The organism is Aquitalea sp. FJL05, from assembly GCF_003852595.1.
Taxonomy (GTDB): Bacteria; Pseudomonadota; Gammaproteobacteria; order Burkholderiales; family Chromobacteriaceae; genus Aquitalea; species Aquitalea aquatilis.
On the sequence record NZ_QAJS01000005.1, the window covers coordinates 142,371 to 156,459 of the forward strand.

Consider the following 14,089-nt stretch of genomic DNA (forward strand, 5'->3'; position numbering starts at 1 on the left):
TGGTGTTCTGTCTGTAGTGACAGCTATTTTCTTGATAGTTTGTTTTTGGGAAAAATGCTATTGCAATTAAGTGGTCGTTGGGATAATTGGAATGGGGTGGTGATCGTAATATTTCAAAGTTGCGTTTTTATTAATTTTGAGATGGGTATTCTGCCATTCTATTTTTGGAGTTTGTGCCATGGCCCGTGATATGAATGCGAATTTTTATGTGGCGCTAGGTGTTGGCGCAAATGCCTTGTGGGGAGCGGCTTTTATTGTTCCGTATGCCCTGCATGATTTTCCCTCGGAGTTGATCACCGTTTTTCGTTATGCAATATATGGCATTACTTCGATTGTTATTTTACTGCTATTGGGTTTGGGTAATGTAAAAATCTCCTTGCCCATTTTCATGGCGGGAAATGCAATCTCATTCTGTGGCAATGTGGGCTATTATCTTTTTTTGACCTTGGGTATCAAATATAGTGGCTTCGTCTATCCTGCGCTGATTATTGGATTGTTACCCGTATCTGTTATCCTGCTTGCTGCGTTTCAAGACAAGAGACAGTCGCTGCTCGGTTTGCTGCCTGGTATGGGATTGATTGTTTTTGGAATTATATTGATTAATTATTTGAATGTGAATAATTCATCAGGCCTGTCGCTTGATGGCGACCATGTTCGCGGTATCGGTTTTTCGTTGATTGCTTTGTCGTTGCTTACAATATATTGCATTGCCAATGCCAGCTTTCTTAAGTCGAATATTGGTATTTCTTCATTGCGCTGGGCTGGGTTGTTGGGTATTTGCGCATTATGGCAAAGCATTCTGTTTTCGCTATGTGCTCTGGTATTTGCTGGGTATGATATATCGGTGTTCAAAGCCTATTCTGCCGACAGATTAATCGCCTTCACGCTTGGTGTCGTGTTTTTGGGTGTCTTTGTGTCTTATCTGGCAATGTGGCTGTGGAATGTGTCGTCACGCCATATTTCCAGCATCGTGGCCGGGAGAGTGCTTTGTCTGGAGACCATTTTTGCTCTGGCCTACGGTTATGCGCTTGATGCGCACATGCCTCGCGCATTCGAGCTGCTAGGTATCTGTCTTATTGTGTTTGGCGGGTATCTTGTCCAGTGGCATGCCGAAGCAGCACGCCAGGATGCGTGATCTGGCGCTGTAAAACCGGTTACACGGTAAATACAGGAAGATAAACAAGGCCCGGCAATGCCGGGCCTTGTTTATCACGCATGCCGCAGGGGATTACTCGGCAGCGTTCCCTTCATCGGCAGCGTTATCTGCATCTGCCGCCGGTTTTTCGCGGCGGGCGCTGCCGGCCACCATGGGAATGGCAAACAGGCGGCAGGGCAGCGAGCCGTTGAACAGCGGAGTGCGGCGTTTGACCGACAGGTGAATCATGTCGGACAGGCGCAGGTCGCCGCTGAAGAAGTGGGCGGTCCAGCCGGCAAAATACGCTTTCAGCCAGTCGCCCAGCTGCGGGTATAGCTCGGCCAGCGCGTCCTGCTCATCCATGCGCACGCCATAGGGCGGGTTGGTGACGATAAAGCCGCTGTCGGCAAACGGGCGTGCTTCCAGAATGTCCTGTGCCTGCAGTTCGATGGCATCGACCAGGCCGGCGCGTTGCAGGTTGGCACGGGCAATGGGTAGCATGTTGCGGGCGCGGTCGCTGCCCTTGATGGCCAGATCGCGCACCGGCAGCTCGGCCGCGCGGGCTTCGCTCAGCAGGGCTTCCCAGGACAGGGCATCGAATTCGCGCAGGCGCTGGAAGCCGAAGCGGCGTTTGCGGCCCGGCGCACGCTTGAGGGCGATGTCGGCGGCTTCCACCAGGAAGGTGCCGCTGCCACACATCGGGTCCAGCAAGGGCTGGCTGCCATCGTAACCGGCAATCAGCAAGATGCCGGCGGCCAGGTTTTCCCGCAGCGGTGCTTCGCCGGTTTCCTCGCGCCAGCCGCGCTTGAACAGCGGCTCGCCGCTGGTGTCCAGATAGATGGTGGCATGGTCGCGGGTAAGGAAGGTGTGGATGCGCATGTCAGGTTCGCGGGTGTCCACATTGGGACGGCCGGCATTGGCCTGACGGAAGCGGTCGCACACGGCATCTTTCACCTTGAGCGAAACAAAATCCAGGCTGCGCAATTGTGCGCCGATGGCGTCGGTTTTCACCTTGATGCTGCGCGATACGTCGAACCAGCGCGGCCAGTCGATCTGCATGGCCAGCTGGTAGATGTCGCTTTCCTGCTGGTAGCCGCCTTCGGCCAGTTTCAGCAGTACGCGGCTGGCGGTACGGCTGTGCAGGTTGGCCTTCATCATGATGTCGGCGTCGCCATTGAATGCTACGCCGCCGTCTACCTTGCTGACATTGCTGGCGCCCAGCGCATTGAGCTCGGCGACCAGGGTCATTTCCAGGCCGCGCGGGCAGGGCGAGAACAAGGCCAGCTGATTGTGACGCAGGCCGGACAGAGCGTAGACCGACTGCTCTGCGGGCTTGCCGCTCCAGGCCGGTTTGGCGCTGTCGCCATGCTGGCGGCTGTCGTGCTGGCGCGGTGCGCGCGGGTCGCGCTCCATGCGGCGATTATTGTCGAATGGCTTCAGGCTGCTCGGTCGATCACTCCAGCTGCCACGTTCGTCGCGTGCATCACGGCGCGGGGCCTGCTCGCGGCTGTCTTCACGGCGGAAGCTGTTGTCACGCGGGCTGTCGGATGGCTTGCTGAACAGTTTGCGCTGGCTGCCTTCGGCACGCGGCTTGTCTTCGCGTTCGAAGCGGCGCGGTGCGGCGGCTGGTGCGGTGTCATCACGACGGAAGCGGTTTTCCCGCTCGGCGCTCGGTGCCGGCAGGATTTCCGGGTCGTAGTAGCTGGCGGCATCATTGCGCTCGCTCGGGCGCGCGGCCTGTTCGAGCGGGCTGTCCTGGTGCTGTGCGGCCGGTTTGGAGAACAGCTTGCGCGGTGCCTGTTCCTGCGGGGCCGCATCGTCGCTGCGGAAACGGTTTTCCCGCTCGACGGGTGCCTTGTCGTAGCTGCGCGGACTGTGTTGCTCTGCGCGTTCAAAACGGCGCGGGGCTTCTTCACGGCGGAAGCTGTCATCACGTGCGGCTGGCTGCGGATTGCGCTCGGCCGGTTTGGAAAACAGCTTGCGTGGGCCTTGCTCTACCGCTGCCGGAATAGTCGGCGTGGTCGCTGCAGGCACATCGCGTTCCACATGACGCGGTGCATGGGGCTTGTGTTCGATCTGGCGATCCGGCTGGCTGTTCAGCGGTTTGCGGCCGGACGGGCCGCGATCACGCTGATAGCTGCGCTCGCCTTCCGGGCGGCGCGATTCGTGCAGATCGCCACGGCTGTCGGTCGGGTGCAGGCTGCGCGGTGCCGAAGCATCGCGTTCACGCGGTGGATAGGGCTTGCGCTCTCGGTCGTCACGGTTGTACGGCTTGCGTTCGCCATCACGCGGTTCGAAGCGCTTTTCACCGTCACGCGGCGGGTAGGGCTTGCGCTCACGGTCATCACGGTTGAACGGCTTGCGTTCACCATCGCGCGGTTCAAAACGCTTTTCTCCATCACGCGGCGGATAGGGCTTGCGCTCGCGGTCATCGCGGTTGTACGGCTTGCGTTCGCCATCGCGCGGTTCGAAGCGCTTTTCGCCGTCACGCGGCGGGTAGGGCTTGCGCTCACGGTCGTCACGGTTGTACGGCTTGCGTTCGCCATCGCGCGGTTCAAAACGCTTTTCGCCGTCACGCGGCGGGTAGGGCTTGCGCTCACGGTCATCGCGGTTGAACGGCTTGCGTTCGCCATCACGCGGTTCGAAACGCTTTTCGCCGTCACGCGGCGGGTAGGGTTTGCGCTCACGGTCGTCGCGGCTGTACGGCTTGCGTTCGCCATCACGCGGTTCGAAACGCTTTTCGCCGTCACGCGGCGGGTAGGGCTTGCGCTCGCGGTCGTCGCGGTTGTATGGCTTGCGGTCACCATCGCGTTGCTGGAACTGGCGTTCGCCCTGGCGTGGCGGCTGGCCGCCGGCCGGACGGCGCGCAGAATAAGGATCGCGCGGGCCGTCGGCAGATGGCGCTTTTTTCTGGATGATGGGCCCCTTGGCCGCGCCGTCGGCTGATGCTGCGGCGTTGCCAGCGGCAGGCTGAGCGGAGTTGGTTTCGCTGCTGCTGATATCGCGGCGCAGACTGGCGCGCTGGCGTGAACGGAAAGTGGCCATGGGTACATCCTTAATAAGCAATCTTTCATTTTACCTTATTTGCCGCGACACTGCTTGGTGCCTCCTCGCCTTTGAGGTAGCATGTCCGGTTCCCTTTTGCATAAACGCGGGTCCGCATGTTGCAGGATTCATTTGCCACCCGCCTGGTGGCCTGGCAGAAACAGCATGGCCGTCACGATCTGCCCTGGCAGGTGAGCGACCCCTATCGGGTGTGGCTGTCGGAAATCATGTTGCAGCAGACGCAGGTCACGGCGGTGCTGGAGTACTACGCTCGCTTTCTGCAGCGCTTCCCCGATGTGGCGTCGCTGGCGGCCGCTTCGGTGGACGAGGTGCTGGCCTTGTGGAGCGGGCTTGGCTATTACAGCCGGGCGCGCAATTTGCATAAGGCGGCCGTGATGGTGATGGATGAATTTGGCGGCCATTTTCCGGCGCAGCGCGAGGCCTTGCAGCACCTGCCAGGTGTGGGGCGCTCCACCGCCGCAGCCATTGCGTCCTTCGCTTTCGGTCAGCGCGAAACCATTCTGGACGGCAATGTCAAAAGAGTGCTTGCGCGCTGCTTCGGCATTGCCGGTTTCCCCGGCGAAAAAGCGGTTGAAAAGCAGCTGTGGGCCTTGGCCGAATCCCTGCTGCCTGCCGACAGCGACCAGATGACAGCCTATACCCAGGGCCTGATGGACCTGGGCGCCACCGTATGCGGCCGCAAGCCGGCCTGTACGGTTTGCCCGATGGTGGATGGCTGTGTGGCTGCCCGCCAGGGCCGCACCCACGAGCTGCCGACGCCGCGCCCGAAAAAGGCGGTGCCCACCCGCCACACCGTCATGTTGCTGGCGCAGCATGGAGACCGTATCTGGCTGGAGCGGCGGCCGCCTTCCGGCATCTGGGGCGGGCTGTTGTCGCTGCCGGAGTTTGCCGACAGCATGGCGCTGGAGGCCTGGTTTGCCCAGCAGGGCAGTGGTGATGTGCTGCCCTCCTGGCCCGAGCTGGAGCATGTATTTACCCATTACCGCTTGATCATTACCCCGGTGCCGGCGCGGCTGGATACGCTGGCTGCCACCGGAGTGCAGGAATCCGCCGGACAGTGGATACCCTTGCAGCAGGCGCTGGAGGCGGGCTTGCCCGCACCGGTGAAGCGACTGTTGCAACGTCTGCTGGCCTGACCGACGGAAGTTGGCATCCATTTTTTGTGCAGCATTGCTGCCCAGGTGTGAAATATGGTTTCCGTAGTACGTTCGATGGCCGATACCCTGGCCGATGCTGCCGACCCGACGCGGTGGCTGGAACTGTTGTCCGCCAGCCTGCCCGAGGCTGAGTCCGCCCTGTTGAGCCGCGCCTTCGCGGCCGCCCGCGAGCTCTACCGTGGCAAGGCGCTGGCCAGTACCGGTGAAGACCTGTTCAGCCATGCCGTATCCGCCGCAGCCATTGTGGCGGACCTCAATCTGCTGACCGATGCCATCGTCGCCACCCTGCTGTTTGCCGTGCCGGACCAGCGCGCTGAATGGCAGGAATGGATGACGGAAAACTTCGGCCAGACCGTGACCGTGCTGGTGGATGGCGTGGGCGGCGTGCGTCGCATTACCGAACTGGCGCGCATCGACAAGCTGGAAACCCCGGAAGAGCGCGCCCGCCAGGCGGAAACCATGCGCAAGATGCTGCTGGCCATGGTGGCGGATATTCGCGTAGTGCTGATCAAGCTGGCCTGGCGCACCCAGACCATGCACTACCTGCCCCATGTGCATGACGAGGCAGTACGGCGCGCCATCGCTACCGAAACACTCGACCTGTTTGCCCCACTGGCCAACCGCCTGGGGGTGTGGCAGATCAAGTGGGAACTGGAAGACCTGGGCTTTCGCCATACCGAGCCCGACAGCTACAAGAAAATCGCCAAGCTGCTGGACGAGCGCCGGCTGGAGCGTATCGACTATATCGGCCGCGTGCTGGATACCCTGCGTGGCGAGCTGAAAGCGGCTGGAGTCAAGGCCGAGGTGGCGGGGCGGCCCAAGCATATCTTCTCTATCTGGAAAAAGATGAAGAAGAAAAAGCTCGACTTTTCCGAGCTGTACGACATCCGTGCCGTGCGCATCCTGGTGGACAAGCTGCCGGACTGCTATACCGCGCTGGGCATCATCCACGGCATGTGGCAGCCCATTCCCGGCGAGTTCGACGACTACATCTCCCACCCCAAGGCCAATAATTACCGCAGCCTGCACACCGCGGTGATCGGCCCGGAAGACAAGGCGCTGGAAGTGCAGATCCGCACCTTCGAAATGCACGAACATGCCGAGTTCGGCGTGGCCGCGCACTGGCGCTACAAGGAAGGCGGCAAGGGCGATGCGCAGTACGAGGAAAAAATCTCCTGGCTGCGCCAACTGCTGGACTGGCGCGAGGAAATGTCGGACCGCGAAGGGCTGGCCGAAGCCTTCAAGACCGAGCTGTTCTCCGACACCATTTATGTGCTGACCCCGCAAGGCCGGGTGCTGGCGCTGCCGCACGGTGCCACTCCCATCGATTTCGCCTATGCCATTCACTCCGGCCTGGGCAACCGCTGCCGTGGTGCCAAGGTGGAAGGGCAGATCGTGCCCCTGTCCACACCCTTGCAAAACGGCCAGCGAGTGGAAGTCCTCACGGCCAAGGAAGGCGGGCCGTCGGTCAACTGGCTGCACGACGGCTGGGTCAAGAGCCACCGTGCCATTTCCAAGATCCGCCAGTACATCCGCATGCAGAATGCCGATACCGTGCGCGAAACCGGCAAGCAATTGTTCGAGCGCGAACTGGCGCGCCATCCGCATCTCCAGCCCAATCTGGGCGCGCTGGCGGAGAAACTGGGCTATGCCAAGATGGACGAGCTGTACGGTGCCATGGGGCATGGCGAGCTTACCGTGCGCTCCGTGGCCAATGCCATTCTCAGCTTTGCCCCGCCGCCGCCGGCCGATGTGGAGCCGGAAAGCATCATCCGCGCCAGTCGGGGCGGCCATGACGCAGGCGGCATCCTGATCGAAGGGGTGGACAACCTGATGACGGTGCTGGCCAAGTGCTGCAAGCCGGCACCGCCGGATGCCGTGGTTGGCTTTGTCACCAAGGGCCGGGGCATCTCCATTCACCGCACCAACTGCCTCACGCTCAAGCGCCTGTCGGCCGATGTGCCGGAACGGCTGATTTCAGCGGGGTGGGGCGAGCAGAAAAGCAGCGTGTTCCCGATTGATATCGAAGTGGTATCGCTGGATCGCGGTGGTCTGCTGCGCGACATTTCCGATGTGCTGTCACGGGAAAAGCTCAACCTGATTGCCGTGCACACCCTGTCGCGCGATATGCGCGCCAAAATGCGCTTTACCGTGGAAGTACGCCAGGTACAGGACATCAGCCGGGTACTGGCGCGCATGATGGAGCTGCCCGGCGTCACCGACGCGCGGCGCGTGTAAGGGCTGGCCATGAGTGAGCCGTTTTGCGGAGCCAAGGCGGCGCTGTTTTATCAGGACAGCCTGCTGGTGTATCTGCGTGACGACAAACCCGGCCTGCCGTTTGCCGCCTGTTGGGATTTCCCCGGTGGCGGCCGCGAAGGGCAGGAAAGTCCGTTTGCCTGTCTGCAGCGTGAAACCGCAGAAGAATTCGGCATCCTGCTACAGCCGGAGCAACTGCTCTGGCAGCGTAGCTACCCCAGCTGGCACCAGTCCGGTGTCGTCAGCTTTTTCATGGTGGGCCAGCTCCGTGCGGAGCAGGTCGCGGCCATCCGCTTTGGTGACGAAGGCCAGTGTTGGCGCTGGATGACGCCTGCCGAGTACCTTGGCCACCGCGCCGCCGTCCCCTATCTGCAGCAACGTCTGCAACACTATCTGCAGCACATGGGCGACTAGGCGTGGTTGTTCTCTGCTGCGTGACTGATCATTGAGCCCATTGTCCGGGCTGGGCACTTCCTGTTATTCCTGATTGCTTTCAGCTAAAGATATTTCCATAATCTGTCCCTTGAATCTGCGGGCATGGCCGCTGGCCATTGCCTGGCATGCAGATGACAACCCAGCAGGAATCCCATGTCAGAACTCATTACTGCCGCGCGTCGCGCCCTGTCCATGATGGACCTTACCACCCTGAACGATGACGATACCGATGCCAAGGTGATCGCCCTGTGCCAGCAGGCTCGCAGCAGTGCCGGTACTGTGGCGGCGCTGTGCGTGTTTCCGCGCTTTGTCGCGCTGACGCGTCGCACGCTGGATGAGCTGGGCCTGTCGCAGGTCAAAGTGGCCACGGTGACCAACTTTCCCGCCGGCGGCGCTGATATCGCGGCCGCCGTTGCCGAAACTGAAGCCGCCATTGCTGCCGGGGCCGATGAAGTGGACGTGGTGTTTCCCTACCGTGCCCTGATGGCCGGCAATGCCGCAGTCGGGGCCGAGCTGGTGGCAGCCTGCAAGGACGCCTGTGGTGACAAAGTGCTGAAAGTCATCATCGAAAGCGGCGTGCTGCACGAATCGGCACTGATCCGTCAGGCCAGCCTGATCGCCATCGAAGCCGGGGCCGACTTCATCAAGACCTCCACCGGCAAAGTGGCCGTCAATGCCACACTGGAAGCCGCCGGCATCATGCTGGCAGCCATCCGCGCCACTGGCGGCCATTGTGGCTTCAAGGCGGCGGGTGGCGTGCGCAGTGCCGCCGATGCAGCTGAATACATCGACCTGGCCGAACACCTGCTGGGCGAGTCGTGGGTGACGGCAGAGCACTTCCGTTTTGGTGCGTCCAGCCTGCTGGCCAGCTTGCAGGCGGAAATCGCCGGTATGCGCAGCGCGCCTGCCAGCGGCTATTGAAGCAAGCGGCAGGGCTAGCGGCATATCGCTTGCCATACCAGGGCCGAAGCCTGTCTTCGGCCATCATTTTTTGCGGCCGCTGCCGCAGATGCAGCAGCGTCGCCGCAGGAGAACAGCATGTTTTTGCCACAAGAAGTCATTCGCAGGAAACGCGATGGCCAGACGCTGTCGGCCGAGGAAATTCAGCAGTTTGTGGCTGGCATTACCGATGACAGCGTGGCCGACAGCCAAATAGCCGCCTTGGCCATGGCCGTGTATTTCCGCGGCATGGAGCTGGAAGAAAACGTCGCGCTGGCACTGGCCATGCGCGACTCGGGCCGCTGCCTGCACTGGGCCGACCTGAACTTGCCCGGCCCGGTGCTGGACAAGCATTCCACCGGCGGTGTCGGCGACGTGGTGTCGTTGATGCTGGGCCCGCTGATTGCCGCCTGTGGCGGTTTTGTGCCGATGATTTCCGGCCGCGGCCTGGGCCATACCGGCGGCACGCTGGACAAGCTGTCGGCCATTCCAGGCTACAACCCCTTTCCCACACCAGAGCGTCTGCGTCAGGTGGTGCGTGAGGTCGGCGTGGCCATCATCGGCCAGACCGGCGATCTGGCCCCGGCCGACCGCCGTTTCTATGCCACGCGCGACATCACCGCCACGGTGGAATCCATCGCGCTGATTACCGCCTCCATCCTGTCGAAAAAGCTGGCCGCCGGGCTGGATGTGCTGGTGATGGACGTCAAGGCCGGTAGCGGCGCTTTCATGCCCAGCATGGAAGCCTCCATCGCGCTGGCCGAACGCATCGTGCAGGTGGGCAATGGCGCGGGAGTGCGCACCAGTGCACTGATTACCGACATGAGTCAGCCGCTGGCCTCAGCGGCAGGTAACAGTCTGGAAACCGCCGAGGCGGTAGGCTATCTGAAGGGCGAGCAGCGTAATCCGCGGCTGCACGCCATCACCATGGCCTTGTGCAGTGAAATGCTGTTGGCCGGTGGGCTGGCCACCAGCGAAGATGATGCGCGCCAGCGACTGGAGCAGGCGCTGGACTCTGGCCGCGCTGCAGAGATCTTTGCGCGCATGGTGGCCGAGTTGGGTGGGCCGGCAGATTTTGTCGAGCACCATCAGCGTTATCTGCCGGCAGCACCGGTGCTGCGCCCGGTCTATGCTGAGCGCAGCGGCTTTGTCGCCGCCATGGACACCCGGGCCCTGGGCATGGCGGTGTGTGCGCTGGGTGGCGGCCGCCGCCTGGCCAGCGACCAGTTGGACTACCGGGTCGGCCTGACGCAGTTTGTCGAACTGGGGCAGTGGGTGGCCGCCGATCAGCCCTTGTTGTTGATTCATGCTGCTGATGAGCGCGGAGCCGACGAAGCCGCCCGCCGCATCAGCAGTGCCATTAGCCTGAGCGAGGCAGCACCAGCGGCCTTGCCGCTGGTCTATCAGACCATCCACCGCCGCTGAGCGCAGGAGACCACATCATGCAACGCGCCATCATCCTGATACTTGATTCACTCGGCATCGGTGCTGCTGCCGATGCACCGCAATTCGGCGATGCCGGCAGCAATACCCTGGGCCATATCGCCATGGAAGCTGCTGCTGGCCGTGCCGACAAGGGCCGCAGCGGCCCGCTGTGCCTGCCCAACCTGTCGAAAATGGGGCTGGGCCATGCCTGTCAGCTGTCCTCTGGCTATTTCCCTGCCGGCATGGAGCAGGCCGCACCTGTTGCCGCTTATGGCTATGCCCGCGAACTGTCCAGCGGCAAGGATACGCCGTCCGGTCACTGGGAGATCGCCGGGGTGCCGGTGCTGTTCGACTGGGGCTATTTCCACGACAAGGACAACAGCTTCCCGCAGGCCCTGCTGGACGACATCGTGGCCAAGGCCGGCCTGCCGGGCTATCTGGGCAATTGCCACGCCTCCGGCACGGAAATTCTCGATCGTCTGGGTGAAGAACACATGCGCAGCGGCAAGCCTATCTTCTATACCTCGGCCGATTCGGTATTCCAGATCGCCTGCCACGAAGAAAGCTTTGGCCTGGAGCGGCTCTATCAGCTGTGCCGGATTACGCGGGAAGCACTGGAGCCCTACAATATCGGCCGGGTGATTGCGCGGCCGTTTCTGGGGGAAGGGCGCGGCCAGTTTGCCCGCACCGGCAACCGCAAGGACCTGGCTGTGCCGCCGCCAGCCGCCACCGTGCTGCAAAAGCTGGCCGATGCTGGCGGCCAGGTGGTGTCCATCGGCAAGATTGCTGACATCTACGCCCATGTAGGCATCACCGAACAGCACAAGGCTACCGGCTTCGACCAGATCTGGGATGCCACGCTGGCCGCCATGCGTGACACGCAGGAGCGCGCCATCATCATGGCCAACTTCGTCGATTTTGATTCCAGCTACGGCCATCGTCGCGATGTGGCCGGCTACGCCGCTGCACTGGAGCAGTTCGACCACCGTCTGCCGGAGGTCATGGCCGCCTTGCAACCGGGCGATATCCTGATCCTGTCGGCCGACCACGGCTGCGACCCTACCTGGCCCGGCTCGGATCACACCCGCGAGCATATCCCGGTGTTGTGCTACGGCCATGGCGTCAAGCCCGGCTCCATCGGCGAGCGTGGCAGCTTTGCCGATATCGGTCAGAGCGTGGCTGCGCATCTGGGCCTGCCCGCCATGGACTACGGCACCTCATTTCTGAACTGAACCTATCCCATAAGGAAAACCATCATGACCACACCGCATATCAACGCCCAGCCGGGTGATTTCGCCGAAACCGTGCTGATGCCGGGCGACCCGCTGCGCGCCAAGATGATTGCCGAAACCTTTCTGCAGGACGTCCGCGAGGTCACCAGCGTGCGCAATATGCTGGGCTATACCGGCAGCTACCAGGGCAAGCGGCTGTCGGTCATGGCGCATGGCATGGGCATTCCCTCCGCCAGCATCTACACCACCGAGCTGATCCAGCACTACGGGGTGAAAAACATCATCCGTATTGGCTCCTGCGGTGCCGTTACCGCCCGTACCCAGCTGCGCGAGCTGTACATCGCCATGGGGGCCAGTACCGACAGCAAGGTCAACCGCATGCGCTTCAACCAGCACGACTTTGCCGCCATCGCCGACTACGAACTGCTGCGCACCGCCATGGACGTGGCTGCCGAGCAGGGGCGCAAGGTCACCGTGGGCAATGTGTTTTCGGCCGATCTGTTCTACGGCGTCGAGCCCAATATGCTGGAGGTGCTGGAAAAAATGAATGTGCAGGTCATCGAGATGGAGCTGGCTGGCATTTATAGTGTGGCGGCCCAGTATGGTGCCCGTGCGCTGGGTATTCTCACCGTTTCCGACATCATCCCCACGGGTGAAGCAGCCAGCGCCGAAGAGCGGCAAACCACCTTCCGCGAGATGATGGAGCTGGCGCTGGCAACGGCGATCCGGCTGTAAAACGGCTGGGACATGCTGCATATTGCAATGCAGCATCAGCACTGGTTTTGCAGTTCATTTTCAGAGAAATATGCACTGAAAAGCAGCTTTTCTGTTGTGCTTCACAAGTGTAAAGCCCGCTTGCAGTGGGCTTTTTCCTTTTGATAACAATGGATTGCCTTGCTGTTGCACAATGCGCAGCATATTTTAGTGCGGTGCACAAAAAAGTCTTGCCAAACCGGGAGACGGTGCAGATAATGAAAGCTGCATCAGGACGTGGCATGCAATGTGTGCGTTTTGGTGTTGTCTCCTCCATCCTCCTTCTTTTAGGTGGAACTTGGCGCAATCAGAATGGATTGCGCCTTTTTTTTTGCTTTATGATCGCTGTCCAGCCCTGGATAGTGGAAAATCGCCCGTTTGCCTGTTTTCGCAACAACTGTGGCAAAAACGAGCGGTTTTTGCCCTGGTTTAGTCCTCGTCATTTTCTTTGTCGCACAATGGTTTGACAGTGGGAAGGGCGCTGCATTAGAATCCGTAACTTTCAAGAATTACGATGGAAGAGTTCCATGAAGACCTTTTCTGCCAAGCCGCATGAGGTTAAGCGCGAGTGGTTCGTGGTCGACGCCGAAGACAAGGTGCTGGGTCGCCTCGCCGCCGAAATCGCTCACCGCCTGCGTGGCAAGCACAAGCCGGAATACACTCCGCACGTTGATACTGGTGACTACATTGTCGTAGTCAACGTTGACAAACTGCGTGTTACTGGTAACAAAGCGCTGGACAAGAAGTACTACCGTCACTCCGGCTATCCTGGTGGTATCTACGAACGCAACTTCACCGAACTGCAAAACCAGTTCCCGGAGCGCGTTCTGGAAAAAGCCGTAAAAGGCATGCTGCCGAAGGGTCCGCTGGGTTACGCCATGATCAAGAAGCTCAAGGTGTACGCTGGTACCGAACATCCGCACACTGCCCAGCAGCCCAAAGTGCTGGAATTTCGTTTTTAAGGCATAGAGAATGAACGGTAAATACTACTACGGCACCGGCCGTCGCAAGAGCTCCGTTGCTCGCGTGTTCATGCAAAAGGGTAGCGGTCAGATCATCGTTAACGGCAAGCCGGTTGACGAATACTTTGCCCGCGAAACCGGTCGCATGGTTATCCGCCAGCCGCTGGTTCTGACCGAAAACCTCGAATCCTTCGACATTAAAGTTAATGTTGTTGGTGGTGGTGAAACCGGCCAGGCAGGTGCGATCCGTCACGGTATCACCCGCGCTCTGATCGACTTCGACACTATCCTGAAACCGGCTCTGTCCGCTGCAGGTTATGTTACCCGCGATGCTCGTGAAGTTGAACGTAAGAAGGTCGGCCTGCGTAAAGCTCGCCGTGCCAAGCAGTTCTCCAAGCGTTAATCGCAAGGTTTACTGTTTTCAGAAAAGCCGCCCTCGGGCGGCTTTTTCTATTTTCACCGTCCCCATCTTCCCGCTTGGGGCTAGTGGCCTCTCCCGTCGGCTGTTCTCCTGTTGCTCTACTCCTGTTTCCCACTGTTTTTCCTGACAGATAAGACCATATTCATATTAATGTCTTTAAAGTGTCATTTAAATTAATTAGTTTACAAAGAAAATGCCGCAGGGTTTAACAGGTTTACCCTTACCGTGTCTCGGTGTAAGGTGGCCGCCTTTTCATGGCCTGGCTGTTGCTGCCGGCCAAGTTGGCAGGGGCCCCATGTTACCTGCCA

General features: G+C 60.5%; 11 protein-coding genes. 10 read left to right on the forward strand and 1 reads right to left on the reverse strand.

Annotated elements, in window-relative coordinates; translation table 11 throughout:
* Nucleotides 1-178 precede the first annotated feature (178 nt).
* Nucleotides 179-1,135 carry a DMT family transporter gene (locus DBR44_RS04110; RefSeq protein WP_124642334.1) on the forward strand — a complete coding sequence of 319 codons (957 nt, stop codon included), beginning with the start codon at nt 179-181 and terminating at the stop codon, nt 1,133-1,135.
* Between the two features lie 93 nt (nt 1,136-1,228).
* Here DBR44_RS04110 and DBR44_RS20065 read toward each other — a convergent pair whose 3' ends face one another.
* Complete coding sequence (locus DBR44_RS20065) at nt 1,229-4,180, reverse strand: THUMP domain-containing protein (RefSeq protein ID WP_370449623.1); 2,952 nt, start codon at nt 4,178-4,180, stop codon at nt 1,229-1,231.
* 119 nt (nt 4,181-4,299) lie between these two features.
* Here DBR44_RS20065 and mutY point away from each other — a divergent pair, with 119 nt between their 5' ends.
* The 9 genes from mutY to rpsI all read left to right on the forward strand — a co-directional run bounded on the left by mutY (nt 4,300) and on the right by rpsI (nt 13,763).
* Nucleotides 4,300-5,337 carry an A/G-specific adenine glycosylase gene (mutY, locus tag DBR44_RS04120; protein WP_124642556.1) on the forward strand — a complete coding sequence of 346 codons (1,038 nt, stop codon included), beginning with the start codon at nt 4,300-4,302 and terminating at the stop codon, nt 5,335-5,337.
* Between the two features lie 54 nt (nt 5,338-5,391).
* Nucleotides 5,392-7,596 carry a bifunctional (p)ppGpp synthetase/guanosine-3',5'-bis(diphosphate) 3'-pyrophosphohydrolase gene (locus DBR44_RS04125; protein ID WP_124642336.1) on the forward strand — a complete coding sequence of 735 codons (2,205 nt, stop codon included), beginning with the start codon at nt 5,392-5,394 and terminating at the stop codon, nt 7,594-7,596.
* Nucleotides 7,597-7,605: 9 nt separating this feature from the next.
* On the forward strand, nt 7,606-8,028 hold the full coding sequence (locus tag DBR44_RS04130; protein WP_124642338.1) for an NUDIX hydrolase: 423 nt from the start codon (nt 7,606-7,608) through the stop codon (nt 8,026-8,028).
* 174 nt (nt 8,029-8,202) lie between these two features.
* Nucleotides 8,203-8,970 carry a deoxyribose-phosphate aldolase gene (gene deoC, locus DBR44_RS04135; protein WP_124642340.1) on the forward strand — a complete coding sequence of 256 codons (768 nt, stop codon included), beginning with the start codon at nt 8,203-8,205 and terminating at the stop codon, nt 8,968-8,970.
* Nucleotides 8,971-9,087: 117 nt separating this feature from the next.
* The gene (deoA, locus tag DBR44_RS04140) at nt 9,088-10,413 is read left to right on the forward strand and encodes a thymidine phosphorylase (RefSeq protein ID WP_124642342.1); all 1,326 of its coding nucleotides are present in this window, start codon (nt 9,088-9,090) and stop codon (nt 10,411-10,413) included.
* A gap of 17 nt (nt 10,414-10,430) precedes the next feature.
* Complete coding sequence (locus DBR44_RS04145) at nt 10,431-11,645, forward strand: phosphopentomutase (protein ID WP_124642344.1); 1,215 nt, start codon at nt 10,431-10,433, stop codon at nt 11,643-11,645.
* 24 nt (nt 11,646-11,669) lie between these two features.
* Complete coding sequence (gene deoD / locus DBR44_RS04150; RefSeq protein WP_124642346.1) at nt 11,670-12,380, forward strand: purine-nucleoside phosphorylase; 711 nt, start codon at nt 11,670-11,672, stop codon at nt 12,378-12,380.
* A 545-nt stretch (nt 12,381-12,925) separates the two neighbouring features.
* Nucleotides 12,926-13,360, forward strand: a complete 435-nt coding sequence (rplM, locus tag DBR44_RS04155; RefSeq protein ID WP_059284599.1) for a 50S ribosomal protein L13 — start codon at nt 12,926-12,928, stop codon at nt 13,358-13,360.
* 10 nt (nt 13,361-13,370) lie between these two features.
* On the forward strand, nt 13,371-13,763 hold the full coding sequence (rpsI, locus tag DBR44_RS04160) for a 30S ribosomal protein S9 (protein ID WP_103526466.1): 393 nt from the start codon (nt 13,371-13,373) through the stop codon (nt 13,761-13,763).
* Nucleotides 13,764-14,089 lie beyond the last annotated feature (326 nt).